Genomic DNA, 25,285 nt, shown 5'->3' on the forward strand with positions numbered 1-25,285 from the left:
CTTCACCAGTGACAGCATAAGAAGCAGAAAGGTTGTGGTAGAAATCTGACTCCAGTAGCATTCCATGCTATCCCCCCAGGGGGGATAGGTCAAAAGTGAGATTTTGCCTACAGGTCTACCAACCATCAGTCTTGCCGGGAACACTGTTATGCACCATGAACGACTCGACCATTGGCAACATAATCACGTGTTTGGTCAGGATCAGAAGCGCTCTGGCGAAACCCGCACACTCATCGTGGTGGGCCTGACACTGGCGATGATGGTCTGGGAAATTCTGGCCGGAATCGTTTATGGCTCCATGGCGTTGCTGGCCGATGGCCTGCATATGGGGTCCCACGCAGTGGCTCTGGGCATTGCGGCCTTCGCCTACGCGTATGCCAGGAAAAACGCGGGCAACGACCGTTTCTCTTTCGGAACAGGAAAGGTCAACGCGCTGGGTGGCTTTACCGGTGCAATCCTGCTGGCTGCCTTTGCGCTCTACATGGTCATCGAGAGCGTGGGGCGTTTTATCCAGCCCGTCGCCATTTCTTTCGATGGGGCTATTTTTGTGGCCATAATTGGCCTGGTGGTCAACGGGGTGTCAGCTTGGATACTGGGGGATGCAGGCCATGATCATGGTCACAGTCACGGCCATGATCACGGTCACCACCATCATCACCATGACCACAACCGCCGGGCCGCTTACCTGCATGTACTTGCGGATGCGCTGACGTCAGTCCTTGCTATTGTTGCTCTTCTGGCGGGTAAATATGCCGGGTGGAACTGGATGGACCCGATGATGGGGATTATCGGTGCGATTCTGGTAACCCGTTGGTCCTGGCATCTGCTGAAAGACACCTCAAAGGTCCTCCTCGACGAGCAACATCAGGACATGGAGGAAGCTGTTAAACAGGCCGTCGAAGACGACGATGCCAAAGTCAGTGATCTGCATGTGTGGGCGATAGGCCCAAACATTCATGCGGCTATTGTCTCAGTGGTCTCGCATCAGCCCGAGTCGCCTACAGTCTATAAGGAGCGCATTCAGGCACACTGCCAGTCCCTGGTTCACGTGACGGTGGAGCCTCTCCGGTGTGATTAACGGGGAGAGCGCAGGTTGAAAAGCAATCAGGTCAGAGATACCGGGCAATTGCCTTGAATTCATCGACACGCCGCTGCTGGTCTGGCTCCAGCGGCCCGATAGCATCGTCGAGGCAATGCTCAATGTGGTCCTGTACTAGCACGCGTTTGGCCTGTTGAATGGCCTTTTCCACGGCGTGAAGTTGCTGGGCCAGTTCCAGGCAGGGTTTTCCCTGATCAATCATGCCAATCACGCTTTCCAGATGGCCGTTAGCCCGCTTAAGACGTTTGATAATGTTCGGGTGAGATTGATGCGTGTGATCATTTACCATGTTTAATTCCTATCCCCCATGGGGGGATGGTATCCTCTGTTTTCGTTGAAATCCAACCACAGACTCGACGCATTAGATTGATGATTTCGGCCATTCACCAGAGAAAACTGCTTCCGACGCTCGTCATGCTCTTGGCATTGGCGGGCCTGTCACTGTCGGTGATTGGCGAGTCATTCTCTCACGGTGTGGCCAACTTGGCAGGCGAGTGGGAATCGCAGTCTGACGGCCATCCAGCCAATCATGGTGCGCATGGACACACCCACGATTTTGACAAAGAGCCAGAGACATCATCAATGCATCATGATGCTGGCAATCATACCCACGAGACCGTGGACCACCTCAGGGTTCCGTTTGTTTCCCAAAGCCTGACCGTTCTCCGGCAGCCCGTACCCTTTGCCGGAGGTTCTCCCCGCAGTTTGCGTTATCGGCTTGAACGCCCTCCAAAAGCCTCCCTTTCCACTTGATTCTTGCCGCTTACGCGGCCCGAGAAAACAAATTCGATTGGAGTCTTTATGTTGTCAAGCTTGCCTGGCCGATGCCGTGGTGTGTCCTCAACGGGCACAGGCAATCGTCTACTCTGGATATTTCTAACTTTGGGCTTGCTGGGTCTGAGTACCGATGTACTCGCTCATGCCGTCGCCCAGGGCGACAAGGGGTACATCCAGGAAATTACCGGGATAAACCTTATTTCGTTCATCTATCTGGGGGCCAAACACATGGTCACCGGATATGACCACCTGCTGTTCCTGCTGGGTGTCATTTTCTTCCTCTACCAGATGAAGCACATCGCGATCTACGTGAGCCTGTTTGCCTTGGGGCATTCCACCACGATGCTGCTGGGGGTTTACTTCAACGTGGGCATCAATAGTTACATCATTGATGCGATTATCGGTCTGTCCATCGTCTACAAGGCACTGGACAACATCGGTGCCTATCAGCGGTGGTTTGGTTTCCAGCCCAACACCAAAGCCGCCACGTTGATTTTCGGGTTCTTCCATGGCTTTGGTCTGTCCACCAAGATCATCGAATACGACATCTCACAGGACGGCCTGATTCCGAACCTCCTCGCCTTCAATGTGGGCGTGGAAATCGGACAATTGATCGCCCTGGCCATGATCCTGATTGTCATCAGCTTCTGGCGAAAAACCGACGGATTTTTCCGCCATGCCTACACCGCCAACGTGGCCATGATGAGTGCAGGTTTTCTGCTCTTTGCCTATCAGCTCACCGGTTACTTCGTCGCCTGATTCTGGAGATTTTTTATGTACAACACCGATATTCCCAACCGTGAAGAACTGCCCAGCACTGCCAAGCTGGTTCGATCAACCATCATTGCGGCAATTGTGGCGTTGGTTCTGCTTGTAACCGTGGTCATGCCCGCCGAGTATGCCCTGGACCCAACCGGCGCAGGTCGCCTTTTGGGCCTGACTGAAATGGGCGAAATCAAGGAGCAGCTCGCCGAAGAGGCTGCTGCTGACGAGGCTGCTCAGATGGTTGCTGTTCAATCCTCAACTGAGCGAGAGGCCCCGGAAGTCAAAGAGCCTGTCGTGGCTGAAGCCGTTGAGGAGCCAGCTCCCTCACCTGAAGCAGAGGTTGCACCTGCCGAGCCAGAACCTGCGCCTGCACCAGAAGTTGTGGAACCGCAGTGGCAGGATGAAGTGCGCGTGGTTCTCACACCGGGAGAAGGCACAGAGTTCAAACTTACTATGGAGGAAGGCGCTACAGCCCGATTCTCCTGGGTATCAGAGGGTGGCCCGATCAACTTCGATACCCATGGTGATGGAAGTGGTCAGTCAATTTCCTACGAAAAAGGCCGGGGCGTGCCTGAAGACGAGGGCGAGTTGGAAGCAGCCTTTACCGGCAATCACGGCTGGTTCTTCAGAAATCGGAACGACAACGACATCACTCTGGTACTGCGTACTGGAGGAGACTACGGTCAGTTGAAGAAAATGTTGTGATTAACCATTAGATAAACGTAGCAACATCCAGCCCCGCGTGCTCACGGGGCTGGATGTCTTTTCAGCAGCTAAATGGTGCTTGGGGACTCATCCGCAGGGTTAACTTCCAAGCTTGTACCGAGCGCCGTGGGAGGCTAGGAATGTGGTCGCAATAAGGTGCGTCTGAATGTTCGCTTTGCGACCAGAAGCACCTAAACAGAAGCGAACATTCGATGCACGTCGATCGCCAGTGTAATGGGTGCATGTCCGGTTGTTCGGGTGAGGCACCACAGGAATACACCAATCGCATGTCCAGATAATTCCTGATTTGATGCACAGACAGGGTGCAGCGACGGAACGCTTTGGAAATGACATGGCCTAGCTCCTGGGTGCTGACCTACGTTCAAGATTGGTATCGAACATTCAGGTATTAAAGGTCATGTTGGTAACGCCTTGCTCTGTCGAGCATAAGGTGCGCAATCCGCTGTCCCAGTTCGAAACCTTCCTGCACAGTCACCAGCTGCGCGCTTGGTTTATCTCGCCCCCAGGCCTCCCCGGCCTGTCGAGAGGCAAAGAAAAGGACATCGCAACAAAACGCACTTCGAATGTCTCCCGATGCGGCCACCGACACTAAAGAGACGACCGCGTCCTCCGGCTCAAGCGAAACCACTCTCTGTGGCGTAATCGTCATGTTGATCGGGTTGTTCGTCTGCGGGCAACGCGATTGCACCTGCGCCCGTTCGCCAATAACGGTTGGAAACATCAAGGCATCCAGTGCACACCAGGTGTAAAGGGGCCGATCGTTGATGACAAATGCATGCGGGGTTTCTCGCAGTGTGATGCCGGAGCCGATCAGCCGTCCCTGGCCGTCGTACTCGATGGTCCCGCAGGGCAGTTTTTCCAGCACCAACTCTGCCTCATCAGTCGTCCAGTTGAGCGACTTCGCGAGCCGCTCAACAGTGACCGGTTGTCCCAGGGCAAGCTCGCGCAACAGCGTCACATGAAGCGCGGCTTCCCTTTCGCCGGTCAGACCCAGCCGTTCCACGATCTCATCCATGTTATACATTGGCGGCACCGTCTTATCCCGCACAGCACGACAATTGCTTCACGTCCTTGGTGAAGGTTTGGGCACAGAGCTTGAGCCCCTCCACCATGGTCAGGTACGGGAACAGCTCATCGGCAATGTCGTTCACGGTCATACGCGCACGCAGCGCCATGACGGCCGTCTGGATCAGCTCACCGGCTTCGCCCGCGACGGACTGGACACCCAGCAATCGTCCGCTGCCACGCTCAGCGACCATCTTGATGAAGCCCCCGGTATCGAAGTTAACCAGGGCCCGGGGCACGTTATCGAGGGTCAGGGTGCGGCTGTCGGTGTCGTATCCCTGAGCCTGGGCCTCCGCCTCGGACAGACCGACGGTGGCCACTTGTGGATCGGTAAAGATCACCTCGGGCATGGCGCTGAGGTCGAGGCTGGCGTCACCGCCGGTCATGTTAATGGCGGCCCGACTACCACCGGCGGCAGCCACGTAGACGAACTGGGGTTGATCGGTGCAGTCCCCGGCTGCATAAATGCCGGACGCGGTCGTTTGCAGGTGGTTGTCGATCCGGATCGCGCCGCGCTCGGTAGCCACGCCGACGGCCTCCAGGTTCAGGTTCTCGGTATTGGGTGTGCGGCCACTGGCCACCAGCAGTTGCTCCGCCTCCAGGGTGCCGGCGTTGGTTTGGAGGGTGAACACCCGGCCATTGTGGGTAATCTCACTGGCCTGGGTCTGCTTGAGCACCTCGATGCCCTCGCGACGGAAGGCCGCTTCCACGGCTTCACCCACCGCCGGGTCTTCCTGAGACAGCACCCGGCTGCGGGCCAGAATGGTGACCCGACTGCCAAGGCGGGCAAAGGCCTGAGCCAGCTCGATGGCCACCACCGAGGCACCAATCACAACGAGGCGCTCGGGAATGTGATCCAGCTCCAGCGCACTGGTGGACGTGAGATAGGGCGTCTCGGATAGCCCCGGAACAGGCGGTTCGGCGGGCCGGGCACCGGTGCCGATAAAGGCCCGGTCGAAGTGCACCGTCTGCTCGCCGCCGTCGTTGAGCGTAACCGTCAGTGTGCGCTCGTCCACGAACCGCGCCTCGCCCTTGAGGACGGTAATCGCGGCATTGTCATTGAGAATGCTCTGGTACTTGGACTCGCGCAGCTCCTCCACCCGGGCCTGTTGCTGAGCCAGAAGGGCTGAACGATCCACCACCGGTGCCTGGGCACTCAGTCCGTCGTCAAACGGGCTTTCCCGGCGAAGGTGGGCGATATGCGCCGACCGGATCATGATTTTGGACGGTACGCAACCAATGTTGACGCAGGTTCCGCCGATGGTGCCGCGCTCAATCAGCGTCACCCGGGCACCGCGCTCCGTCGCTTTCAGGGCCGCAGCCATGGCACTGCCACCGCTGCCAATCACCGCAATGTGCAGGTTGTTGTCACTCATAAACGTTACTCCTTGGTTGAAGGGCTGTCGCAGCAGGCGTCGTGTTTCTTTTTACGCCAGACGGCATAGCAGGTCAGGCCAATAAAAAAGACCAGTGCGGGCAAAAGCACGTAGTCGAGATAGCCGGTGAGGGCTGCCAGGCCTAAGGTTCCCAGCAAAACCACCAGTATTGGGGTAAAGCAGCACAGGGCGACCAGCACCGTGCCGATGACGCTCACCCGCAACAGGGTTTTGGGGTTTGCCATGGTTACTCCTGTTTTGCCTGAGATTGTTTCAGCGTGGACGGATAGCCGGCGTTGGTGGTGGCTTGCGTCAGTGCCTCAACGGTCGTTTTCTCGTCGTCGAAGGTGACCGTCGCATCGCGTTCTTCATAACGAACATCCACAGAGGTCACGCCCTCCACCCGGTTGAGAGCGGCCTTGACGGTGATCGGGCAGGCCGAACAGGTCATGCCAGGGACTGACAGGGTGACGGTTTGTGGTGCTGCCAGGGCCGGCAGGCTAACGAACAGGAATAACGCTGTGGCGATCAGTGATTTTTTCATGGTGCTATGCCTCTCAGTAAAATAGGGGTAAAACATAAGGGAACGCCAGCGCAGTCAGAATGAGCAGCGCGACAATCCAGAAAACAACCTTGTAGGTTGTGCGTACTTGCGGCACCGCGCAAACATCGCCCGGCTGGCAATCCTGTGCAGGCCGGTATATCCGGCGCCAGGCAAACACCATGGCCACCAGTGCCGCACCGATGAACCAGGGCCGATAGGGTTCCAGGGCGGCCAGATTGCCGATCCAGGCGCCTGAAACTCCTAACGCGATTAAAACCAGGGGACCAAGACAGCAGGCGGATGCCAGGACGGCGGCAACGCCCCCTGCGATCAGCGAACCGCGACCGGATTTGGGCTCAGACATTACGTTGGCTCCTTTCATGAGATGGATGACTGAGATAAGGTTACTCCCGTAGTCAGCTACGGAATCAACCCCCTATGTCCAAGAAACCACGTTCAATGACCATTGGCGCCCTGGCCAAGGCCGCCAATATTGGAGTGGAAACCATCCGCTATTACCAGCGCCGGGGACTGGTGGCAGAGCCTGACAAACCCTATGGAAGCATCCGCCATTACGACGATCAGGCGTTGGCGCGTCTTCAGTTCATTCGAACGGCCCAATGGTTGGGCTTCAGCCTGGATGAAATCGGAGGACTGCTAACACTGCAAGACGGCACCCATTGCGATGAAGCACGGGTACTGGGCGGACAGAAGCTCGCCAAGGTGCGTGAGAAAATTTCAAGTCTGCGGCGTATCGAGCGAACGCTGGAGGGGCTGGTGCAGGCATGTTGCACTGAGCAGGGTGACGTGAAGTGCCCGCTCATTACGTCTCTTTATAAGGGCGTAGAGGAAAACACGTCGTGAGCTTATCTACGAGAGCCAACTTCTCTGCCGGGGTCGGTTATGGCAACCAGCAAGGGGGCCGATCCGGTCGGCATCATACGTCGCCGCTTATCCCCGAGCCTACGCCAAATCTAAACGTTCGCTTTGCGACCAGGGCTTACTCTAGACCCAGCTAAACAAAAGCGAACATTAAAGATAGACGAATACGCAACAATCATTGGTATCGCTGGAGGAAGTTTTGCTCTCGTCAATCAGAACGTATATTCAAAAGCGGCTCCAGACCTTGAACTTTCCTGCATGGTTCTTGAGATCTCAGCGAAAACCTTTAAATGAATTGCGGATGCCGTCGACAATGTTTGTTGTCGCCTCGACTACTCCATGGATCTCGGCTTCAGCAGTCAATGCCAATTCTTCAGTAGATCTCTGATTGCGCTGGGCCGGGGTTCGAACCTCATCGGCAATGACGGAAAAGCCTCGGCGCTGCTCGCCAGCGCGGAGTGCTTCGATGGAGGCATTAAGGACAAGAAGGTTTGTCTGCTCGGCTATGATCGGACTCCACCCCATTCAATGACACTCGGTGGAAAGTGCAACGACGTTTATAGCTCCATCATAAGACACATCGTTTGTCCTCAAGGAACCACTTAACGCGTCTGGATAATACACCTCTGAAACTTTGATGGCCCAACGCGCTACTTCAAGAGTTCGAACGAGGCTCTCGCGGGTCTGATTAAAACGCGGCAGGGATTCCGGCACGAGCTGCTAGCGATTTCTTGCTTGCTGGCCAACCGTCGCAACATAAAGTCCTTAACCGTTACTCAATGCAGAACGTGTGTCCCAGACCCGCAGAAAGTCTCGATCAAAAACTCGGCCCTGATGTCCAGGCTGAACCAGCCCCAGAAGTTGCTGTTTAGCGCTCCAGAACCAGTGCAACCACGATGCCGGCCAGTAAATCGCCTCGGATGTTGGAAAGCCAGTCGGCTTTGAGTTTGTTAACCATAGTTGAGTTTCCAGTGCACTCGTCAAAACAGGAAGGGTGTCAGCGGGTTCTCTTTATCAACGAAAAGGCAGGTTACGAACACAACTTGCGGTGACAACGAGAGTAAAACGCGGGAAAACGGGTCGGAATTGCCCACCGACAGCGGGCGCGGAGCTTATCAAACTACAGGTTAAAAGGTAAGGCGCACGAGACAATAGCAGCGGATTAAACACCACTAATCTACATATTCGATTTATATCTCCTTTTTTATTCATTTTACAGATAACAATTTAAGGCATAACGTAATTCCATTAGATAATAAAGGAAAGCGTTATGTACAAAGGTCTTGGGTTATGTGTTCTATTCACCATCGGTGGTTTTTTGCTCACCGCGCTGACAGGCGACCGCGTCAGCCCGCTGGTGTTTGCTCTGGTGCTGGGGGTCATCGTCGGGAATCTTCCCATGCCATGGAAAAGCCAATCCGTTGAGGCCGGACTGAAATTTTCGACCCGCTGGCTGTTGCGCACAGGCATTGTGCTGTTCGGATTTTCCGTCACCATGCAGCAGGTCTTTGCGTTGGGGCCGCGCATTGTGGTTCTGGATCTGTTGGTCATTGTCACTGTTTTGTTTGTTGGCTACCAACTGGGCACCCGCTGGTTCAAGCTGGACCCGGAGACTGCCCTGCTGACCAGTGCGGGAAGCGCCATATGCGGGGCGGCGGCCATTCTGGCAACGGAAGCCACGATTCGGGCGCGGCCTGCCACTACGTCCATGGCAGTGGCAACGGTTGTATTGTTCGGTAGCCTGGCCATGGTGGTGGAGCCCGTGTTGTTTTCGATGATCGGCTGGGATCAGGGCCTGTATGGCATTTACATCGGTGCCACCGTGCACGAGGTCGCTCAAGTGGTTGCGGCCGGCAATGCAATTGGCCCAGAGGCGCTGGCGAACGCGGTTGTCGTCAAGCTGGTACGCGTGATGCTGTTGGTACCGTTCCTGCTGCTGGTGGGCAGATGGTGGCTCAATCGCCACGCAACCAGACAGGATGGCACCCAATCCGTCGGTAAACTGACCGTTCCCTGGTTCGCGTTCGGTTTTGTGGCGGTGGCGCTGTTTAACAGCGTTGTCACGCTGCCGGAAGCCTTGCACGAAAGCCTGACGCTGACGGGCCAGATCGCACTTACCATGGCTATGGCAGCGCTGGGTTATGAAACGCGCATGTCGAAGCTTCGCGCCCTGGGGATCAAGCCTTTTGCTCTGGCACTGATGTTGTTTGTACTGCTGATCGGTGGCGGGCTTGCGGTGACTCCGATGATTGCACTGGCCTGAAATGCTGGACGCAATCGCCCGGGGTGGGTATTACGACGCTCTGTTAAAAAATCGCTCAAGCCGGGTTGTCAGAAACTGAATGGTGTGGCCGCTGTGTCGCCAGAAATGCCAATACAGCGGAACACTCAGGGCCTGATTTTCTGCAATCATGCCGTAACCCACTCCGGCCAGTGCAAACTGGACAAATCCCTGCGAGGACGGGCACAGGTGATAGCGAAAACCGCCGTGATACCCAAAGCTGTCCATGAACCGATGCTGTAACTGGTCGTTTGGGCCGTAAACGATGGCGGGTGCGCGGCTCAGCGAGTCCAGGCTGATACCGTCTGCGAAGAAGTGGTCCCGAAACTCCGGCGAAGGCCCACGTCCTGATCCTCAATCACCAGATCCATCAGCACATCTTCCTGACTGAACCTAATGTAAATGATTCAACAGTTTCTGGCCCGTCGGGGTTGGCCGTTGTAGCCTTTTTCAATGTGATTCGTGGCAGCCTGGTGGCTTTTTTGCAGGTGCCAGCACTGCGTCCGTGATTTGGTTCGGTGCCATGATGGCTGCCATCGCACTGCATCTTGCCCGTAACGGTCTGCAGGGGCCCATGATCTGAACAGGTTCCAAACCTACGTCGGGAATAAATTCCGGCCCGGCAACGCCCTTGGCCCCTGAGTTCTTATCCGACCGGCTCGATCTTGGCATCGCGTTGCCACAGCATGGAGGCGGTCGGCTTTCATTCAGCGTTCGGGGCTTTCAGCATGCATCCAACCATCGGCCAATACGTTCTATCCTTCATCGCTGTTGCCGGAACGGCAATCGGTATCAGCTTGTCTGCCAATGCGGCTGAATCCACCCGCTTCGAGCGCGGGGCCAAGGTTTACAGCCAGCAGTGTGCGGCCTGCCATCAGGCACAGGGCCAGGGCATACCGGGCTCGTTTCCGCCCCAGAAAAACCACACCGCTGAACTGTACAACGCCACCGACGGCATTGGTGGCCGCCAGTATCTTGGCCACGTGCTGCAATACGGTTTGACGGGGTCCATCGAAGTGGGGGGCACGGCGTACAACGGCAACATGCCCGCCTGGGGCGGTGCCCTCACGAACCAGCAGATCGCGGATGTGCTGAACTACGTGTTGACAGCCTTTGGTAACGAGCAGCGTCTTGCGGGAGAGTTTCAGCCCTACACCGCTGAGGAGATCAAGGCGATTGCGGGCCAGAACCTGTCCGGCAAGGACGTGTACCAGTTGCGACAGGCGGTGCTGGGTCAGTCAGTAGCGCCATCCCGGGAAGGTCCAACCGCCCGGTCGGCCCCAGAGCTGAGCCTGGAGAACGCCATCCGCGATCCGCTTTATGTGGCCGTCCAGAACAGCGGTATTGTAAGAGCCTTACCGTCAAAACAGGCCTGGCCTGGCGTGGCAGGGGCGCACTACGATGCTCTGAGCCCGGATGGCTCTCGCCTGATGGTGTCTGGTTTTAAAACCGGTAATGTCTATGTTCTGGATACGGCCAATGGCGACGTCATGGCCAGTGTGGCGATAGGCGAGGTGGCCCAGGGCGTCAAGATCTCACCGGATGGCCGCTATGGCCTTGCGGTTGCGCCGACCCAGGGCGACGTTGCAGTGATCGACATGAACACCCTCGAACTGGTGAAGAAAATTCCGGTGGGCAAGGTACCCCACAATCTCATCTACAGCGCCGACGGCAAATTTGCCTACGTCACTTTGCAGGGCGAAGGCGCTCTGGCAGTCGTGAACATGCAAACCCTGGAAAAACAGCATCAGATTCCGACGCCGGGGCTTGAGACGCCTCACAACGTTGACATCAGCGCCAACGGCCAACGGCTGTGGCTGCGCGACTTTACGGGCAACGTGGGCGTGATGGACCTGGCCAGTGAAACCATGCTGAAAACCTTCAAGGTGGGCAGTGGGCATGGCGGCATCGACGTGGTGCCCGGCGGGAAATACATCGCGACCGGGGCGATTTCCGCGTCCGCCGTGACCCTGATCGACCCCGAAAGCCTGGAAATTGTCAAGAACGTCGATGTGGGCGTCGGCCCCCATGGCGTTCGCGCCAGCCGTGACGGCCGGTTCATATACGCCTCTGTCACGGCGGATAACCAGATTGCCGTGATTGACAGCCAATCCTTGAAGGTCGTTCGCCGGCAACCCGTGGACGGCAAGTTCCCGTTCTGGATTGCGGTTCCCGGCAACCCGTAAAAAAATGTGGCGACAGGGAATAAACTGAACACAGGCGACGTCTTTGGTTAACAAGTCCACCGATTCCAAACGGGCACACAAAATGCGCAGCACCGGAAGCAAGCAGCAGTTTGACACCCTAGTACGCCCCTGGCGTTACCGGCTGTACGGTGTTGCGCAACGCCAGTCCGCCTCGACTGAAATAGCGGAAGACTATACTCAGGAAACCCTGCTTCGGGCCTGGCGGGATTTTGGCCAGTTGGACGACCAGGTAGCAATCTATGCCTGGCTGCTCAGAATTCTCAACCGTGTGGTTGCCGATGGCTACCGCCGGGACAATCGGCGGCGGCAACTGGCCCCGGTACTCACAACCGAAGACGCCGTGCTGAGCGAACACCCCTGCGCCGCTCCCGGCCCGTTCGAGCAGGCACTGAAACATCAGACCGATGCGCAGGTGATGGCCGCCGTTCGCGACCTGCCGGACAACTTCCGGCAGGTGGTTCTGTTGAGGGACTTTGAAGATCTGAGCTATCAGGACATTGCGCAGATTCTGGACCTGGCGCCAGGCACGGTGATGAGCCGCCTGTCACGAGGCCGTCGCCTGCTGGCCGAGCGATTGATCAAGGTGGCATCCGACAATCCGGCTGCCAGTGACAACACGCACACAAGGGTGACCCCCCATGAGTGATAAGCCCTCTATCACCCCCTCTTCGGAATCCCATCAGTGGTCTGACCTGCACCACCAGATTCAGGACTGGCTGGCGGGCTATGCCGATGGCGAGCTGGATGAGCATCACATCACTCTGGTTGAAGCTCACCTTGCTGGCTGTGAGGCCTGCCGACACGATGCCGAACGCCAGCGGATGCTTTCTGAACGACTACAAGAGATACCCGCGCCCAGATTGTCCCCCGCATTTGCCAAGCGCCTCGACGATACCCTTGCCAGCGTCCAGACCAGCGACAGGCGCCCGGTCGGTCAGAAGCCTCTGGAAGGCCTGAAACACTGGTTGACCCGCCTGAGCCCATCGGCTGTCATCGGAGGCGGCGGCTGGGCGGTGGCCATGGTGCTGGCGGCGATGCTTCTGGTACCCAGCCTGACGCCCGAAGATCCCAATCAGATGGCGGTGGCCAGTCAGATTCCCATGGTCAACGACGTGCTGGCCGATTATCAGCGGGTGGTGGGCAACGATCTGCGCACGCCGTCTGACGACGCCGACCTGTCGCCGCCCATGCAGTGGGCCAATGGCCGCGTTCTGGCCCGTTGGACAACCAGAGTAGGTGGCGAGCCCGCCGAGGCCTACGCCGTGCGGCTGGGCAACAGCCTGATCGTTCAGTACCAAATATCGGAGCGCGTGTTTTTCCGGAATCCGGACGTGCGACAGGCCGTGGCCCGTGCCGGTGATTTTCGAACCCGTGACAACGAGCTGGAAGTTATTGGGTTGCCGATGCGGGCATCGGGCTTACTGGTTGTGGCGCCATCGGGCAATGTGCCACCCATCGACAAGTCAGCGATGAGTGCTTCCTGAACCGACCTCGGTGGTTATTTTCTAATCAATCCCTACACTTAACTCATGCATTCGCAATCAGCCCAACAACAAAACCGGAACCAGTCCGGAGTGATCAACAATGAGGGAAATACCATGTCGATCAATGATTCGCCCGCCATTGCCTCCCAGTCTCCGGCAGAGTCAATCCAAATGAGCCGTCGGCGCCTTTTATTGGGCTCCGCCGGTGCCATGGCGTCCGTCAGTCTGCTGGGGCTCAGCCCGCTGGCCAAAGCCGCAGAGCCCAAAACGCTGCCGGACTACGTTCGCTGGAAAAACGCCAATGACGTCATCGTTCACAGTGCCAACACCATCGAAACCGAACGGGGAGCGATTGGCAGTGGTGTGGTCACTGACAGTGACAAATTGTACGTGCGCAACAATCTGCCAGCCCCGAATGCCGATATCGTTGCTGACCGCGATGCCTGGAAAGTGACTTTTGAAGGCGTGAATGGCCCCCAGTCCCTGACCCTTGGCGACCTTAAAAAAATCGGCGTGGAAACTGTGACCACGGTGCTTCAGTGTTCAGGAAACGGGCGGGCCTACTATCAGCACGGGCCGGGGGGCACCCAGTGGGGCACAGGTGCGGCCGGTTGCCTGATCTGGACCGGTGTGCCATTACGGGAGGTTGTCGCAAAACTGGGCGGCGTGAAACCCGGGATGAATTACATCACCAGCACGGGCGGCGAGAGCCTGCCTGCCGGGCTGGACCCGAAAACCATTATGGTGGAACGGTCCATTCCCCTGAAGGCTCTGGATCAGGCCCTGCTGGCCTGGGACATGAATGATGAGCCCATGCCCCTGGCCCACGGCGGCCCTTTGCGCATGGTTGTGCCCGGCTATTTCGGGGTCAACAACGTGAAATACGTGGATCGGGTGGCGTTCACCGAGGGCCAGTCGGACGCCAAGATTCAGGCCTCCGGCTATCGCATTCGTCCCATTGGCGAGAAAGGAGCACCCGATCAGCCGTCCATGTGGGAGATGCCGGTCAAATCCTGGGTTACCGCCCCCCTGACCACCGCCAGCCAGGGCAAAAACCTGGTGTACGGCGTTGCCTTCGGCGGCATGAATGCTGTCAGCAAGGTGGAGGTGTCAGCCGACGGTGGCGAAACCTGGAAGACCGCCCGCTTCCTTGGGCCCGACATGGGGCGTTATGCCTGGCGGCCGTTTGTGGTGTCGATGGATCTGAGCGCCGGCGATCACCGGATTGTCAGCCGCGCAACCGACACCGAGGGCAATACCCAGCCGCCCACACGCACGGAAAACGAGCGCGGATACGGCAACACCAGTTGGAAAGACCATGGCGTGACCGTCACCGTTTCATAAATGCATGAACCTTGTGGCGGTTCGCCCGCCGGGCCGCCCGTTTCTTTGACCGAACCAGGATTTTCCATGTCACTACGTACACTGTTATTCGCTGTACTTGTCTCTGCGTCTGCCACCGTGATGGCGGATGAACAACTCGAACTGGGCAAGAAGGTGTTCACCGAGCAGGCTCAACCCTCCTGCACCATCTGTCACGCACTGAACGATGCAGGATCGGTTGGCGAAATTGGCCCCAATCTGGACGAGCTCAAACCCTCTGCGGAGCAGGTCCGCAATGCGGTAAAGAGTGGCGTGGGGATCATGCCAGCGTTCGGTGATTCGCTGTCGGAGCAACAGATCGAGGCCGTTGCTCACTACGTTGAATCCGTAACCGGGAAATAAACGCAGGAGGGACCGCCGTGCCGGTCCCGGAGTTCACCCAACCCTGCTGAGTTGCCTAGACCTTGTGCACCTCGTAATAGCGCATCATGCCATTGTCCTCGTGCTCCATATTGTGACAATGGTAAGGATAGAGTCCCGGGAAGTCGGTGAAGGTCAGCGCAATCCGGACCCTCTCTCCGGGCAGCACCAGCACGGTGTCGTGCAGCCCTGAATCCACGATGCCGGCCGCCAACTGCCCGGCAGCTAGTGCATCGGCGTAGCGTCGGCTTAGCACCCTGAACTGCAATCCACGGACATGCATGGGATTCGGTATCATGGTGTTGTTGAAGAACTCACAAACCTCGCTTTCGCCCAACAAAACAACTTCGCCATCGGCCACCGTCGCACCTTCAAACTGACGACCTTTGATGGTAAAGCCTTGCATCAATTTCATGCCAAGCCGGAACAATCGGGGGGGCTGTGATCGTGTCCGGGCGTGGCAGGTCGGCCAGTTCATTGCTCAGCCGTTCAGGGTGTGTGGATATTTACCCCATGTCAAAGCCTAAGTTTGGGATTTGACATTTCCTTGATAAATCCTTCAACAAACCTTGACCCACCATCCAGTCTGGACTTCCCCCACTAAACACGACAACCCCGAGCCTCAAACGGAGGCAAATTGGGCGGCATTGAAGGCCATTCCGAATGTTCGCTTTGCGACCTTTGCGATCGTTATGACGCCCCACTCTTAACCGCGACTATTTTCTGAGGAGTTTACAGATGAACGGCGCAGTACCCGAAGTTACCTAAAATAACAAAAAATTCAGGCCGATCAGGCTTGTATGGCAGCTTGTATGACGAACCTGATAAATGTATATAAACATTTGATTGTAATGAGAAGTTAGATTCCCTTCACCCGCTCCACTTCATTGCCGCTCGACTGTATCTCTAGTGTAGTTTGAGTCGGGGTTGCATGGCACGGCTGATTTTATCCATCAGCCAGATAATCCCGGTGCGGAACATGCCGTGCAGGGCTACCTGATGCATCCGGTATAGGGACAGGTAGAACATGCGGGCCACCTTGCCCTCGATGTACATGCTGCGGCCGGACAGGTTGCCCATAAGATTGCCGACGGTGGTGTAGCGGCTGAAATTGATCAGCGAACCGTGGTCGTTGTAGACGAAGGGCACCGCCTCGCCATTATCCAGGCGGTTGCAGAGGGTCTTGAACAGCGTGTCTGCCTGCTGGTGCGCAGCTTGGGCCCGGGGGGGAACCGGCAGGTCGGAATCCGGTTGCGGACAGGCAGCGCAGTCGCCGAAGGCGAAGATATTGGCATCCTGGGTGGTTTGCAGGGTCTGTTCCACCACCAGCTGATTGCTCCGGTTCACCTCCAGACCTTCCAGCTCGGCCAGGAAGGCCGGGGCCTTGATGCCCGCTGCCCAGATGGTCATTTCCGAATGTAATTCGGTGCCGTCTTTCATCACGACCGTACTGGGCCGTACCTCACTCACCGGCTGGCCGGTCAGTACTTTCACGCGCTGGTGTTCCAGCTCCCTGGTGGCCGCTGCAGACAGCCGGCCCGGCAGGGCAGGAAGAATGCGGTCAGCGGCCTCGATCACGGAAATGGAAACGTCCGAGGGCTGAAGGTGGTTCATGCCGTACACCGGCAGCTCGCGGGACGCCAGTCGCAATTCGGCTGCCAGTTCCACACCGGTGGCACCCGCGCCGATGATGCTGATATTCAGGGTATGCTCAGCGCCTTGCAACGCCTCGTGATTCTTTCGCAGAAAGGCGTTGAGCATCAGGTTGTGAAAGCGCCGGGCCTGTTTGAGGCTGTCCAGGAACAGGCAGTTGTCCTGGGCGCCGGGCGTGCCAAAGTCGTTGGCGGTGCTGCCCACGGCAATCACCAGTGTGTCGTAGGGGATATGGCGTTCGGGAACGACCTCTGTGCCGTCGACATCGTGGAACGGGGCTATGACCACTTTCTTGCTATCGCGGTCCAGTCCGCTCATGCGGCCGAGCTGGAATTCGTAATGGTGTTTGCGGGCATGGGCGCGGTAGTTGATCTCGTTCGCGCTGGCATCCAGGGAACCGGAGGCAACTTCGTGCAGCAGGGGTTTCCAGACGTGGGTCAGACCGGAATCCACCAGCGTGATTCTGGCTTTTCCCTTTCTACCCAGTTTGTTCCCGAGGCTGGTAACAAGTTCGAGACCGCCGGCGCCACCGCCGACCACAACAATGTGATGAAGGTTATCCATACCAATCAGACCTGTAAGTGAAGAGAGCCAAGGACTCTTCAGGCGAGAATGCTTGGCTGTCCTCACTCGGAACCAGACGAGCAGCCGGAATTCGATCGGGAAACAGGGCGGGGCCTGAGCCGGGCAATAATGTTAACGCGCCCGGACCTGTGGGTACAATTCTACGGAAGTGCTGTTTCCTTCCGGCCTGGCGCTCGCGAACCTGTGGATGGCGCGCTCGCCGCAGCTGCAGAAGGAACAGCGGGTCTAATGCTGGGTGCGATACCCGTCCAGGATGGCGGCCATATCGTCACCAAGGTCTTTCATGGCTTGCGGATCCAGATTGCGTTCACCCATGGATCTCAGGCCCATGATCTGCGCCTGCAGGAGTCGGGCAAGTCGACGGCTGTCTACGGATTGCGCCAGCTCCCCTTTCACCCGAGCCTGCTCTACCAGGTCTGCAAGAGATCCCTCGATCGCAGCAAGAATGCTGTTGGCCTGGTCCGCCAGGGCCGAATGCGTATTGCTGGATTCCAGCAGCGTTTTCACGATCATGCAGGCTCGTGAGGGTGCCGCGCTTCCGTCGCCGCAACTGCAGGCGATGCCGCGCAGATAGTCCTGAAGGCCGTCAACAATGGAATCAAAACCCTTGAGGTGAACGGCCAACTCCCGGCCGCCCTGTTCCGCATAGGCGGCCAGAGCTTCTGAAAACAGACCGTCCTTGCTGCCAAACGTGGCGTAGATGCTGCCCGGCCGCATATCGAGGGCCTGCTCGATCTGCTTCATGGAGCTGCCGTGATAGCCCTTCTCCCAGAACAGGCCAACGGCCTTTTCCAGAGCGGTTTTTCGGTCATAGCGTGCGTGTCTGGCCATAACAACAATTCACCATCGTAGTGATTTGAATGACTGCTCAATTATATCTTGAATGACCGCTCAATAACAGCTAGCCTGAAGTAGTGATTGAGCAATCATTCAATAAAGGAGTTAGCAATGACAGATTTCCCCCTTCATGACAAAGACACGGCACCGGAGAAATCCAGACCATTGCTGGACAACTCGCTCAAGGCGTTCGGCATGATTCCTGGCCTGCATGCGGTCATGGCGGAGGCGCCGGGCATTCTTGAGGGTTACCAGCAACTGCATCAACTCGTGCTGGACAGCAGCTTTGATAATGATGAAAAGACCGTCGTCTGGCAGACCATCAACGTGGAAAACGCCTGTCATTACTGCGTTCCGGCCCATACCGGGATTGCCAAAATGATGGATGTGTCTGACGACATTACCAATGCACTGCGGGACGAAACGCCGCTGCCGAGCGACAAGCTCGAGGCGCTCAGAACCTTCACTCTTGCGGTCATGCGCAAACACGGCAATGTCAGCAAAGAGGATCTGGACGCGTTTTACGAAGCGGGTTACCAGCACCGCCAGGTGCTGGAAGTGATTCTGGTGTTGTCCCAGAAAGTCATGAGTAACTACGTCAACCACATTGCGGAGACGCCCGTTGATGAGCCGTTCAAGAAGTTTGAATGGCAGAAGAAGCAATAATCCGGGCTTCGCGGCAACGGGACGGGTCAGCCCGCGTCCGTTGCCAGTATGTTCGCCTGTCTTGATCGTTTTTTGGTCTCGAGCCGCTTGTCGACGCACCGGGTGTCGTCTTCGAGAATAACGACGCATTCCAGGCACTGAATGCATTCGTCGTAATCGATCCGGCCATCCTTGCGAATGGCATTGATACCGCACTCATTCTTGCAGTGCTGGCAGGGGTTGCCGCATAACTCGACCCGGTCCAGCCATCTGAACAGTCGGAGCCGGCCAAGCACTGCGAGGCCGGCGCCAAGTGGGCACAAATAGCGGCAGTAGAATTTGTGGATGAACATGCCGATCACAAGCAGGCCGACGGCGTAGAGAACGAAGGGCCAGGAGCGAACGAAAAACAGGGTTATGCTGGTTTTAAAAGGCTCCACTTCCGCCAGCTTCTCGGCGATGGTCAGGGAATAAAAGGCCGTGCCCACCAGAGTGAGCAGAATCGGGTATTTGAGCAGAATCAGTCGCCGGTGCCAGTGCTCGGGCACCTTGATCTGGCGGAATTTCAGTTTTTCGCCAAGCCAGGCGGCCATTTCCTGCAGGGCGCCAAACGGGCAGAGCCAGCCACAAAACAGGCCCCGGCCCCAGATGAACAGGGTCACGAAGGTGTAGATCCAGAGTATGAAGATGATCGGATCCAGCAGGAAAACATTGAGAGAGAAACCGTCCCAGATCGCCAGGAACAGGGTGTAGATGTTAACCACCGAAAGCTGGCCCTGGGCGTAGAAGCCAATGAAAAACAAAGTGAAAAACAGGAATCCCCAGCGGAACCGGTGTACCAGCTTCGGGTTGCGGCTCAGGGTTTTCTGGCGGGCGAAGAACACGGTCAGAACGGTCAGGCCGATTACCAGCAGTGAAATCTGCCACCAACGTTCTTTCCAAAGGCCGATCCAGACCGGTTGACGGGTGTCCTCCGGGTTGGGAGCAACCTCGACGGTTTCGAACAGTTCTTCGTTGAACCGAACCGGGATATTCAGGGATGTGCGGTCCACCATCAGGTGATTGCGGGCCAGTTCGACATTGAGCTTCAGATTGGCTTCCGCTCCTGGGTTAAAACCGGCGTTACCGCCCACGCGGAACAGGTTTCCGGCATCGAATGACGGGATGCCGGCCGCCCGGAAATCTAGATTCTGGTCCAGCAGGTTCAGGTCGCGCATCTCCACGGCAAGGTTGTTCTGGGTAAGGCCGACACGGTCGGGAGAACTGCCGGGGACGAACTCGCGGGAAACATGGGGAAAGGCGCCGCGGGACATGACGGCCAGAACCTGTGCGCCATCATCCAGCCGTTCCATAAGTCGCTGGTAGCCATCGTCTCCAAGCAGGTTCCGTCCCACCATGGGCGAATTGATGTAGGCGAAGAAAAGCTCGGTAAAAGGTTCGCCGTCTGCGGGTTCGATGTCCATGGGGTAGTCTGAAAGAGGCCGGCCCAGCTCGGCCTCGATGGACTCGGCGGCAATTTGCCAGTGTCCGATGTAACCGCGATCCACCAGTTGCTGCCAGGACATGGGCTGGTAGAAATCCGGTTTCGCCCGTGTGGGTGCGCTCTGGGCAAAGCCCTCGAGTTTCTTGCGGGCCACCTTGAGGGCTGAAGAGAGCACGGTGTCGTTGATGATCAGGACCGAAACCGTGGCCTTGCTGACACCGTCAAAGTGCACCACGTTGCCGTCGCTGGTTCGTCCGGAACGGCTGGAGTTGGAGGTGCTGACAATAATCTGCTCTTGTAACGAATGCCCTTCGTATTGGTCTACAAAGTCGAACAGGGGGCCTTCGCCCAGGCCATGGAGAAAAACCGGCTCGTGGTGATTCAGCACCTTGATGCCGGTGAAACGCCCTTTGCTGTCGAGGCCGATCAGCATGCTGATCGGTTTGCCGGCAAAGCCCTGTAGGCGGCTATGGTCTGCGGTTTCGTAGGCATAGCCAAGCAGTTCCTGGAGTTGATACACCGGGTACACGGGAAAATCGGGCAGCTTGTCTTCAATGACCGTTGCCGAGGGAAACAGCTCCTGAATCAGCGCCCGCTTGCTGTCTGACAGCTCGGCGTGAACCGGGGGCACTAAAAACAGACAGGCAAGAAGGAGCACGATGCGCCCTGCCATGGGGTACTCCTGTGGTTCTTTTTGTTTGAACTTCCATGCTAGAGTTTTCGGCCCCGGGCTCAATGCGACCTCGGAGCCAGCTGAATGCTACTTTGTGAGGAGAAATGCCATGACCGACGCTACCTACACGCCACCCAAAGTCTGGAAATGGGACTCTGAGAGCGGAGGTCGGTTTGCCAGTATCAATCGCCCGATCGCCGGTCCGACCCACGACAAGGCGCTACCGGTTGGCAAGCATCCGTTGCAGCTTTATTCGCTGGCGACGCCCAACGGCGTGAAAGTAACGGTGATGCTGGAGGAGCTGCTGGAGCTGGGTATCAAGGACGCCGAGTACGATGCGTGGCTCGTCAGGATTACCGAGGGCGATCAGTTTGGCAGCGGGTTTGTGGAAGTGAACCCCAACTCCAAGATCCCGGCCATGGTGGACCACAGTGTCACCCCGTCCATCCGCCTGTTCGAATCCGGGTCCATCCTGCTTTACCTGGCGGAAAAATTCGGGGCGTTCCTGCCCAGTGACATCGCCGGACGCGCGGAGACCATGAACTGGCTGTTCTGGCAGATGGGCAGTGCGCCCATGCTCGGTGGCGGCTTCGGTCATTTCTACGCCTACGCGCCGGAATACTACGAGTACCCGATCAACCGCTACACCATGGAAGTCAAGCGTCAGCTGGATGTGCTCGACCGGCAGCTGGCCAATAACCGCTACATCGCGGGCGATGAATACACCATCGCCGATATGGCGATCTGGCCCTGGTACGGCGCCCTGGTGAAAAACAAGGTGTATGACGCGGCCGAGTTCCTGGAAGCCCACACCTATACCAACGTCATTCGCTGGGCGGATGAGATCGCCCAGCGCCCGGCGGTCAGGCGTGGCCGCATGGTCAACCGGGCCTGGGGTGAGCCGAGCAGCCAGCTGCACGAGCGTCACGACGCCAGTGATTTCGAGACCCAAACCCAGGACAAGATTGGTGACGGTGAATGAAGGTCGCGGTTTATTGCGGCTCCCGGTCCGGAAATGATCCGCTGTACGCGGACAAGGCCCGGGAGCTGGGTGATTACTTCGGTCGCAATGGTACTGAGCTGGTGTTCGGCGGAGGCCATGTCGGTCTGATGGGCATCGTGGCCGATTCGGTATTGGCCGCCGGCGGCAGGGTTCACGGGGTGATCCCCGAGCACCTGCGAGACCGGGAACTGGCCCACTCCGGTCTGACCGAGTTGCATGTGGTTAAAAACATGCACGAGCGCAAGGCCCTGATGGCGGATCTGGCCGACGGCTTTGTCGCATTGCCGGGTGGTATTGGCACGCTGGAAGAGCTGTTCGAAGCCTGGACCTGGGGCCAGTTGGGGCTGCACCAGAAGCCTTGTGCCATCTACAACGTCAACGGGTTTTTTGACCCGTTGCTGGCGATGGCGCAAACCATGGAGCGGGCGGGTTTTCTCAAGCAGCAATATATCGACATGCTGATCCAGACCGATCAGCCCGCGACCCTTCACCGAGCCTTTGAGGGTTATCAGAGCCCCGAAGAAAAATGGTTGTGAGCGACCTCACTCCATCCGGCTGACCTTCGCCATCAGCCGGCGCCAGTCAATCGGCAGCCGGCTTTCAAGTTCCGCCAACACCGGATCTTTGGGATGCACCGACTGGAAGTGCTGTTTGCTGGCATAAACCACGGTGTTGTTACTTTTGCTTCGAAAGCCAAGAAGCACCGCAAAGTGCCTCTTGAGCCGCCGGAAGTAAGCCCCCTGGACATCCGGGGTCCGGTGGTAATTCAGCACCAGCCAGCCGTCCGCCGTGAGCACCCGGGTGCACTCATCCACAAACTGTTTCTGGGCCTGTGCAGGGCTCATCCGGTCTGCGTTGTACAGATCGGCCAGAATCATATCCGTGCTCGCCTCAGGCAGCTTTTCCAGGGCATCCCGGGCATCGGCAATGGTTACCTCAAGGCGCTCACTGCCGGGCAGATCAAAAAATTCCCTGGCAGTGTCCAGTACCGCCTGGCGCAGTTCGACGGCGTGTATCCGACACTCGGGATAAAGATGGTGAAAAGCGCCCGCCATCACGCCGCCGCCCAGACCCAGAATGGTGACGTGGCGAGGGTTGGCAAAGACCGCCGGCAGCATCATGGCCCGGTTGTACTCATGGACTGGCAGATAGGGAAATCGGCGATCAATCTTGCTTTGCTCGAACACCGAATTGAAGGTAAGCACCCGGTGTTTGCGGTAATCGACCACCAGAATGCTGCCCAGGGCATCCCGGGTGTGGTGGATAATCTCGCCTTTGTTGAACATGCCGGCTTACCGGCCGGATTCTTCGAACAGGCGCTTTACGCTGTCGGTTTTTGCCAGCGACAGAGCGGTATTGCCGTTGCTGTCCTTCGCTTCGCGATCGGCGCCTTTTTCCAGCAGCAGGCGTACCGTTTCCGGGTGGCCGTGCTTGCTGGCGAGGATCAGCAGGGTCTCGCCCTCGCTGGTGCGCATGTTCACCGGGACGCCGGCATCAAGCATCACGCTCAGAGGTCCGGCACCGCCGTTGCGGGCCAGTTCGAAAATACCCTGGGCGAAGGCAACCGCATCCTCGTCTTTCTGGTTCGCGGGTTGTTGCGGCTTGCCGGGCTTCTGTTGGCTCATCGGGGCTCCGTGGTCAGTTCAATCGATTTTGTGTTAAAAACGTATTATCACAGAATGAGACTGTCCCAGACACAGTCAATGAGCCCAAGGCTAAAAACGACAGGAGGCAACGCCGTGAAACTGCAGGTTGAAGGCATCGAAGAAGGCCAGCCGATTCCCGAGAAATTCGCATTCGGGGTATACAGCGAAGATGACCACATGAGCTTCGGTCCCAACCGGAACCCCGAAGTTGTCTGGGACGGTGCGCCCGAGGGCACGAAAAGCTTCGTGGTGATGATGTTTGATCCGGACGTGCCCAGCGTTGCGGATGATGTAAACCAGGAAGGCAAGACGGTTTCCAGGGACATCCCGAGGGTCGATTTTTTCCACTGGCTGCTGGTGGATGTGCCTGCCGGCACCACCCGGATTCCGGAAGGCGAAGACAGCGATGGCGTGATTCCCAAGGGCAAGGAGCCGGGGCCCGGTCCCATCGGTATCCGCGGCGTGAACAATTACACCCAGTTCCTGGCGGGCAATCCCGACATGAACGGCACCTACGCCGGGTACGATGGTCCCTGTCCGCCCTGGAACGATGAGATTATCCATCACTACCACTTCGAGGTGCATGCACTGGATGTGGATACCCTTGCCCTGGATGGCGAGTTCGATGGTAACGATGTGCGCGAAGCCATGGCAGGCCACGTACTGGCCAGCGCCCGGGTGACGGGTACCTACACCCTGAATCCGGACCTGCGCTAACGGATTCAGACACCGAGCAGTGATATTCCGGTAACCCAATCGGTTACCGGATAGCCATCGTTCCCTCCCCCTGATTCCTTTCTGAACGTCACAGAAGTGTCTTGTTGTTGTCATGTCCCCGTCACCCGGTCTTGCCAAGGTGTCAGCATCCGGAATGGTTGAAAGACGGGAGGCAAGATGCGGAGCTACCGGAGCGTTTTCATTTCCGATGTGCACCTGGGCACGGCTGACTGCCAGGCCGAGTATCTGCTGGATTTCCTGAACCAGGTCCGCTGCGAAACTCTGTATCTGGTGGGCGATATCATCGACCTGATTGGGATGCAGCGACGGGTTCACTTCCCGGATTCCCATCAGGCCGTCATTCACAAACTCATTGAGCTGGCTGCCAGTGGAACGCGGGTGGTCTATGTGCCCGGTAACCACGACGATTTCCTGCGCCGGTTCTGCGGCCAGACCATTGCCGGTATTGAGCTGCGCTACAAGGCCATACACACCACCGCAGATGGTCGACGCTTCATGGTCTGCCACGGCGACCAGTTTGACCAGGTGGTGCGTTGCAGCCCGCTGATGCTTCTGGTCGGTGACCGTGCCCACGGTATCCTGCTCCGCCTGAACCGCTGGTTCAACGCCTGGCGCCGGCTCAAGGGCAAGCCCTACTGGTCGCTGGCAGCCTGGGTAAAGAGCAGAATCGGCAAGGCGCGCACGTTCATCCGGCGGTTTGAACTGGCGGCGCTGACGGTCGCGGAAAAGGGCAACTACGACGGTTTTATCTGCGGCCACATCCACTCCGCCGGCTTCCTGCGCAGCGAAGATGGTCTTTACTGCAATGACGGCGATTGGGTAGAACACTGCACGGCGCTGGTGGAGCAGGAGAACGGCACACTGGAGCTGCTGCATTGGTCGGAAAACCCAAATGTTCTGGCCAGAGAGCCTGACGCCCCCCATCCGGATGTTTGCGGAGACGCCCGGCCGGTGATTGATGCCCTGCCCACAGCGTTCGTGGAGCAGGTCAACCGGCTCGTCAGCTGAGCAGAGGTGTGCGGCGACCTCGGTCGCCCACCCTGGCACTCGCTCAGGCCGATCGAGACTTCAAT

General features: G+C 57.6%; 30 protein-coding genes. 16 read left to right on the plus strand and 14 right to left on the minus strand.

The features are described 5' to 3' along the window. The first annotated feature begins 148 nt into the window (after nucleotides 1-148). Nucleotides 149-1,078 (plus strand): CDF family Co(II)/Ni(II) efflux transporter DmeF, encoded by a 930-nt coding sequence (gene dmeF, locus AC13E3_RS08515; RefSeq protein ID WP_153740609.1) that lies wholly within the window; start codon nucleotides 149-151, stop codon nucleotides 1,076-1,078. Between the two features lie 31 nt (nucleotides 1,079-1,109). Here the strand turns inward: dmeF and AC13E3_RS08520 are convergent, their stop codons facing one another. Then, nucleotides 1,110-1,388, minus strand: a complete 279-nt coding sequence (locus tag AC13E3_RS08520; protein ID WP_153740610.1) for a metal-sensing transcriptional repressor — start codon at nucleotides 1,386-1,388, stop codon at nucleotides 1,110-1,112. Between the two features lie 80 nt (nucleotides 1,389-1,468). Between AC13E3_RS08520 and AC13E3_RS08525 the strand changes: the two genes are divergently transcribed. Genes AC13E3_RS08525 through AC13E3_RS08535 form a run of 3 tightly spaced genes read left to right on the plus strand, consistent with a single transcriptional unit; the run spans nucleotide 1,469 to nucleotide 3,346 of the window. Then, a complete protein-coding gene (locus AC13E3_RS08525; protein WP_153740611.1) occupies nucleotides 1,469-1,852 on the plus strand; it encodes a hypothetical protein in 384 nt (127 codons plus the stop codon). Nucleotides 1,853-1,900: 48 nt separating this feature from the next. After that, nucleotides 1,901-2,635 (plus strand): HupE/UreJ family protein, encoded by a 735-nt coding sequence (locus AC13E3_RS08530; protein WP_248237236.1) that lies wholly within the window; start codon nucleotides 1,901-1,903, stop codon nucleotides 2,633-2,635. A gap of 15 nt (nucleotides 2,636-2,650) precedes the next feature. Next, nucleotides 2,651-3,346, plus strand: a complete 696-nt coding sequence (locus AC13E3_RS08535) for a hypothetical protein (RefSeq protein ID WP_153740613.1) — start codon at nucleotides 2,651-2,653, stop codon at nucleotides 3,344-3,346. A 409-nt stretch (nucleotides 3,347-3,755) separates the two neighbouring features. On the opposite strand, the gene merB is transcribed toward AC13E3_RS08535, so the two are convergent. From merB to merT, 5 genes are read right to left on the minus strand one after another with little or no spacing between them, the layout of a single operon-like run. After that, nucleotides 3,756-4,391 (minus strand): organomercurial lyase MerB, encoded by a 636-nt coding sequence (gene merB / locus AC13E3_RS08540; RefSeq protein WP_008175605.1) that lies wholly within the window; start codon nucleotides 4,389-4,391, stop codon nucleotides 3,756-3,758. A 13-nt stretch (nucleotides 4,392-4,404) separates the two neighbouring features. Further along, the gene (gene merA / locus AC13E3_RS08545; protein ID WP_008175602.1) at nucleotides 4,405-5,808 is read right to left on the minus strand and encodes a mercury(II) reductase; all 1,404 of its coding nucleotides are present in this window, start codon (nucleotides 5,806-5,808) and stop codon (nucleotides 4,405-4,407) included. A gap of 5 nt (nucleotides 5,809-5,813) precedes the next feature. Then, the gene (merF, locus tag AC13E3_RS08550) at nucleotides 5,814-6,053 is read right to left on the minus strand and encodes a mercury resistance system transport protein MerF (protein WP_008175600.1); all 240 of its coding nucleotides are present in this window, start codon (nucleotides 6,051-6,053) and stop codon (nucleotides 5,814-5,816) included. 2 nt (nucleotides 6,054-6,055) lie between these two features. Beyond that, nucleotides 6,056-6,352 carry a mercury resistance system periplasmic binding protein MerP gene (merP, locus tag AC13E3_RS08555; RefSeq protein WP_008175598.1) on the minus strand — a complete coding sequence of 99 codons (297 nt, stop codon included), beginning with the start codon at nucleotides 6,350-6,352 and terminating at the stop codon, nucleotides 6,056-6,058. 13 nt (nucleotides 6,353-6,365) lie between these two features. After that, nucleotides 6,366-6,716: a mercuric ion transporter MerT gene (merT, locus tag AC13E3_RS08560; RefSeq protein ID WP_008175596.1), complete on the minus strand. Its 351-nt coding sequence runs from the start codon at nucleotides 6,714-6,716 to the stop codon at nucleotides 6,366-6,368. Between the two features lie 74 nt (nucleotides 6,717-6,790). On the opposite strand from merT, the gene AC13E3_RS08565 reads away from it, so the two are divergent. Beyond that, entirely contained in the window at nucleotides 6,791-7,216 is a 426-nt protein-coding gene (locus AC13E3_RS08565) for a MerR family transcriptional regulator (RefSeq protein WP_008175593.1), read from the plus strand. Between the two features lie 291 nt (nucleotides 7,217-7,507). Here the strand turns inward: AC13E3_RS08565 and AC13E3_RS08570 are convergent, their stop codons facing one another. Next, a complete protein-coding gene (locus AC13E3_RS08570) occupies nucleotides 7,508-7,759 on the minus strand; it encodes a methyl-accepting chemotaxis protein (RefSeq protein ID WP_069184683.1) in 252 nt (83 codons plus the stop codon). A gap of 745 nt (nucleotides 7,760-8,504) precedes the next feature. Here AC13E3_RS08570 and AC13E3_RS08575 point away from each other — a divergent pair. Then, on the plus strand, nucleotides 8,505-9,497 hold the full coding sequence (locus AC13E3_RS08575; RefSeq protein ID WP_069184684.1) for a YeiH family protein: 993 nt from the start codon (nucleotides 8,505-8,507) through the stop codon (nucleotides 9,495-9,497). A gap of 30 nt (nucleotides 9,498-9,527) precedes the next feature. On the opposite strand, the gene AC13E3_RS08580 is transcribed toward AC13E3_RS08575, so the two are convergent. Further along, on the minus strand, nucleotides 9,528-9,743 hold the full coding sequence (locus AC13E3_RS08580) for an ArgP/LysG family DNA-binding transcriptional regulator (RefSeq protein ID WP_069184685.1): 216 nt from the start codon (nucleotides 9,741-9,743) through the stop codon (nucleotides 9,528-9,530). A gap of 500 nt (nucleotides 9,744-10,243) precedes the next feature. Between AC13E3_RS08580 and AC13E3_RS08585 the strand changes: the two genes are divergently transcribed. From AC13E3_RS08585 to sorU, 5 genes are all read left to right on the plus strand, one after another. Continuing rightward, on the plus strand, nucleotides 10,244-11,701 hold the full coding sequence (locus AC13E3_RS08585) for a cytochrome D1 domain-containing protein (protein ID WP_205632675.1): 1,458 nt from the start codon (nucleotides 10,244-10,246) through the stop codon (nucleotides 11,699-11,701). 82 nt (nucleotides 11,702-11,783) lie between these two features. After that, complete coding sequence (locus tag AC13E3_RS08590) at nucleotides 11,784-12,368, plus strand: RNA polymerase sigma factor (RefSeq protein ID WP_141697240.1); 585 nt, start codon at nucleotides 11,784-11,786, stop codon at nucleotides 12,366-12,368. Continuing rightward, entirely contained in the window at nucleotides 12,361-13,206 is an 846-nt protein-coding gene (locus tag AC13E3_RS08595) for an anti-sigma factor family protein (RefSeq protein WP_069184688.1), read from the plus strand. The genes AC13E3_RS08590 and AC13E3_RS08595 overlap by 8 nt, the downstream gene beginning before the upstream one ends. Nucleotides 13,207-13,320: 114 nt before the next feature. Continuing rightward, nucleotides 13,321-14,550 (plus strand): SorT family sulfite dehydrogenase catalytic subunit, encoded by a 1,230-nt coding sequence (sorT, locus tag AC13E3_RS08600; protein ID WP_083231865.1) that lies wholly within the window; start codon nucleotides 13,321-13,323, stop codon nucleotides 14,548-14,550. A 66-nt stretch (nucleotides 14,551-14,616) separates the two neighbouring features. Then, nucleotides 14,617-14,931 carry a SorU family sulfite dehydrogenase c-type cytochrome subunit gene (gene sorU, locus AC13E3_RS08605; RefSeq protein WP_069184689.1) on the plus strand — a complete coding sequence of 105 codons (315 nt, stop codon included), beginning with the start codon at nucleotides 14,617-14,619 and terminating at the stop codon, nucleotides 14,929-14,931. A 55-nt stretch (nucleotides 14,932-14,986) separates the two neighbouring features. Here the strand turns inward: sorU and AC13E3_RS08610 are convergent, their stop codons facing one another. The 3 genes from AC13E3_RS08610 to AC13E3_RS08620 form a co-directional block, all read right to left on the minus strand. Continuing rightward, a complete protein-coding gene (locus AC13E3_RS08610; protein ID WP_069184690.1) occupies nucleotides 14,987-15,364 on the minus strand; it encodes a multicopper oxidase domain-containing protein in 378 nt (125 codons plus the stop codon). 491 nt (nucleotides 15,365-15,855) lie between these two features. Then, nucleotides 15,856-17,166, minus strand: a complete 1,311-nt coding sequence (locus tag AC13E3_RS08615; protein WP_482901906.1) for an NAD(P)/FAD-dependent oxidoreductase — start codon at nucleotides 17,164-17,166, stop codon at nucleotides 15,856-15,858. 246 nt (nucleotides 17,167-17,412) lie between these two features. Further along, nucleotides 17,413-18,018 (minus strand): TetR/AcrR family transcriptional regulator, encoded by a 606-nt coding sequence (locus AC13E3_RS08620; RefSeq protein ID WP_008176841.1) that lies wholly within the window; start codon nucleotides 18,016-18,018, stop codon nucleotides 17,413-17,415. A gap of 117 nt (nucleotides 18,019-18,135) precedes the next feature. Here AC13E3_RS08620 and AC13E3_RS08625 point away from each other — a divergent pair, with 117 nt between their 5' ends. Further along, the gene (locus tag AC13E3_RS08625; protein ID WP_273017721.1) at nucleotides 18,136-18,690 is read left to right on the plus strand and encodes a carboxymuconolactone decarboxylase family protein; all 555 of its coding nucleotides are present in this window, start codon (nucleotides 18,136-18,138) and stop codon (nucleotides 18,688-18,690) included. Nucleotides 18,691-18,716: 26 nt separating this feature from the next. On the opposite strand, the gene AC13E3_RS08630 is transcribed toward AC13E3_RS08625, so the two are convergent. Continuing rightward, entirely contained in the window at nucleotides 18,717-20,825 is a 2,109-nt protein-coding gene (locus AC13E3_RS08630; protein WP_482901907.1) for a 4Fe-4S binding protein, read from the minus strand. A gap of 109 nt (nucleotides 20,826-20,934) precedes the next feature. Here AC13E3_RS08630 and yghU point away from each other — a divergent pair, with 109 nt between their 5' ends. Both yghU and AC13E3_RS08640 read left to right on the plus strand, forming a co-directional pair. Beyond that, nucleotides 20,935-21,807, plus strand: coding sequence for a glutathione-dependent disulfide-bond oxidoreductase (gene yghU, locus AC13E3_RS08635; RefSeq protein WP_014578957.1), 873 nt, complete (start codon nucleotides 20,935-20,937; stop codon nucleotides 21,805-21,807). Further along, nucleotides 21,804-22,364 (plus strand): LOG family protein, encoded by a 561-nt coding sequence (locus tag AC13E3_RS08640; protein ID WP_273084128.1) that lies wholly within the window; start codon nucleotides 21,804-21,806, stop codon nucleotides 22,362-22,364. Before yghU ends, AC13E3_RS08640 begins: the two co-directional genes overlap by 4 nt. Before the next feature lie 6 nt (nucleotides 22,365-22,370). On the opposite strand, the gene AC13E3_RS08645 is transcribed toward AC13E3_RS08640, so the two are convergent. Both AC13E3_RS08645 and AC13E3_RS08650 read right to left on the minus strand, forming a co-directional pair. Continuing rightward, the gene (locus tag AC13E3_RS08645; RefSeq protein WP_482901908.1) at nucleotides 22,371-23,114 is read right to left on the minus strand and encodes a spermidine synthase; all 744 of its coding nucleotides are present in this window, start codon (nucleotides 23,112-23,114) and stop codon (nucleotides 22,371-22,373) included. 6 nt (nucleotides 23,115-23,120) lie between these two features. Beyond that, entirely contained in the window at nucleotides 23,121-23,453 is a 333-nt protein-coding gene (locus AC13E3_RS08650; protein ID WP_008176856.1) for an ankyrin repeat domain-containing protein, read from the minus strand. A 114-nt stretch (nucleotides 23,454-23,567) separates the two neighbouring features. Between AC13E3_RS08650 and AC13E3_RS08655 the strand changes: the two genes are divergently transcribed. Beyond that, complete coding sequence (locus tag AC13E3_RS08655) at nucleotides 23,568-24,191, plus strand: YbhB/YbcL family Raf kinase inhibitor-like protein (RefSeq protein ID WP_008176858.1); 624 nt, start codon at nucleotides 23,568-23,570, stop codon at nucleotides 24,189-24,191. 177 nt (nucleotides 24,192-24,368) lie between these two features. Then, a complete protein-coding gene (locus AC13E3_RS08660; RefSeq protein WP_482901909.1) occupies nucleotides 24,369-25,220 on the plus strand; it encodes a UDP-2,3-diacylglucosamine diphosphatase in 852 nt (283 codons plus the stop codon). Nucleotides 25,221-25,285 lie beyond the last annotated feature (65 nt).

Source organism: Marinobacter sp. L-80 (assembly GCF_056859395.1).

Coding starts and splice junctions, on each gene's coding strand:
- dmeF (WP_153740609.1), top strand. CDS start 149: ATGCACCATGAACGACTCGACCATTGGCAACATAATCACGTGTTTGGT.
- AC13E3_RS08520 (WP_153740610.1), bottom strand. CDS start 1,388: ATGGTAAATGATCACACGCATCAATCTCACCCGAACATTATCAAACGT.
- AC13E3_RS08525 (WP_153740611.1), top strand. CDS start 1,469: ATGATTTCGGCCATTCACCAGAGAAAACTGCTTCCGACGCTCGTCATG.
- AC13E3_RS08530 (WP_248237236.1), top strand. CDS start 1,901: ATGTTGTCAAGCTTGCCTGGCCGATGCCGTGGTGTGTCCTCAACGGGC.
- AC13E3_RS08535 (WP_153740613.1), top strand. CDS start 2,651: ATGTACAACACCGATATTCCCAACCGTGAAGAACTGCCCAGCACTGCC.
- merB (WP_008175605.1), bottom strand. CDS start 4,391: ATGTATAACATGGATGAGATCGTGGAACGGCTGGGTCTGACCGGCGAA.
- merA (WP_008175602.1), bottom strand. CDS start 5,808: ATGAGTGACAACAACCTGCACATTGCGGTGATTGGCAGCGGTGGCAGT.
- merF (WP_008175600.1), bottom strand. CDS start 6,053: ATGGCAAACCCCAAAACCCTGTTGCGGGTGAGCGTCATCGGCACGGTG.
- merP (WP_008175598.1), bottom strand. CDS start 6,352: ATGAAAAAATCACTGATCGCCACAGCGTTATTCCTGTTCGTTAGCCTG.
- merT (WP_008175596.1), bottom strand. CDS start 6,716: ATGTCTGAGCCCAAATCCGGTCGCGGTTCGCTGATCGCAGGGGGCGTT.
- AC13E3_RS08565 (WP_008175593.1), top strand. CDS start 6,791: ATGTCCAAGAAACCACGTTCAATGACCATTGGCGCCCTGGCCAAGGCC.
- AC13E3_RS08570 (WP_069184683.1), bottom strand. CDS start 7,759: ATGGGGTGGAGTCCGATCATAGCCGAGCAGACAAACCTTCTTGTCCTT.
- AC13E3_RS08575 (WP_069184684.1), top strand. CDS start 8,505: ATGTACAAAGGTCTTGGGTTATGTGTTCTATTCACCATCGGTGGTTTT.
- AC13E3_RS08580 (WP_069184685.1), bottom strand. CDS start 9,743: ATGGACAGCTTTGGGTATCACGGCGGTTTTCGCTATCACCTGTGCCCG.
- AC13E3_RS08585 (WP_205632675.1), top strand. CDS start 10,244: ATGCATCCAACCATCGGCCAATACGTTCTATCCTTCATCGCTGTTGCC.
- AC13E3_RS08590 (WP_141697240.1), top strand. CDS start 11,784: ATGCGCAGCACCGGAAGCAAGCAGCAGTTTGACACCCTAGTACGCCCC.
- AC13E3_RS08595 (WP_069184688.1), top strand. CDS start 12,361: ATGAGTGATAAGCCCTCTATCACCCCCTCTTCGGAATCCCATCAGTGG.
- sorT (WP_083231865.1), top strand. CDS start 13,321: ATGTCGATCAATGATTCGCCCGCCATTGCCTCCCAGTCTCCGGCAGAG.
- sorU (WP_069184689.1), top strand. CDS start 14,617: ATGTCACTACGTACACTGTTATTCGCTGTACTTGTCTCTGCGTCTGCC.
- AC13E3_RS08610 (WP_069184690.1), bottom strand. CDS start 15,364: ATGAAATTGATGCAAGGCTTTACCATCAAAGGTCGTCAGTTTGAAGGT.
- AC13E3_RS08615 (WP_482901906.1), bottom strand. CDS start 17,166: ATGGATAACCTTCATCACATTGTTGTGGTCGGCGGTGGCGCCGGCGGT.
- AC13E3_RS08620 (WP_008176841.1), bottom strand. CDS start 18,018: ATGGCCAGACACGCACGCTATGACCGAAAAACCGCTCTGGAAAAGGCC.
- AC13E3_RS08625 (WP_273017721.1), top strand. CDS start 18,136: ATGACAGATTTCCCCCTTCATGACAAAGACACGGCACCGGAGAAATCC.
- AC13E3_RS08630 (WP_482901907.1), bottom strand. CDS start 20,825: ATGGCAGGGCGCATCGTGCTCCTTCTTGCCTGTCTGTTTTTAGTGCCC.
- yghU (WP_014578957.1), top strand. CDS start 20,935: ATGACCGACGCTACCTACACGCCACCCAAAGTCTGGAAATGGGACTCT.
- AC13E3_RS08640 (WP_273084128.1), top strand. CDS start 21,804: ATGAAGGTCGCGGTTTATTGCGGCTCCCGGTCCGGAAATGATCCGCTG.
- AC13E3_RS08645 (WP_482901908.1), bottom strand. CDS start 23,114: ATGTTCAACAAAGGCGAGATTATCCACCACACCCGGGATGCCCTGGGC.
- AC13E3_RS08650 (WP_008176856.1), bottom strand. CDS start 23,453: ATGAGCCAACAGAAGCCCGGCAAGCCGCAACAACCCGCGAACCAGAAA.
- AC13E3_RS08660 (WP_482901909.1), top strand. CDS start 24,369: ATGCGGAGCTACCGGAGCGTTTTCATTTCCGATGTGCACCTGGGCACG.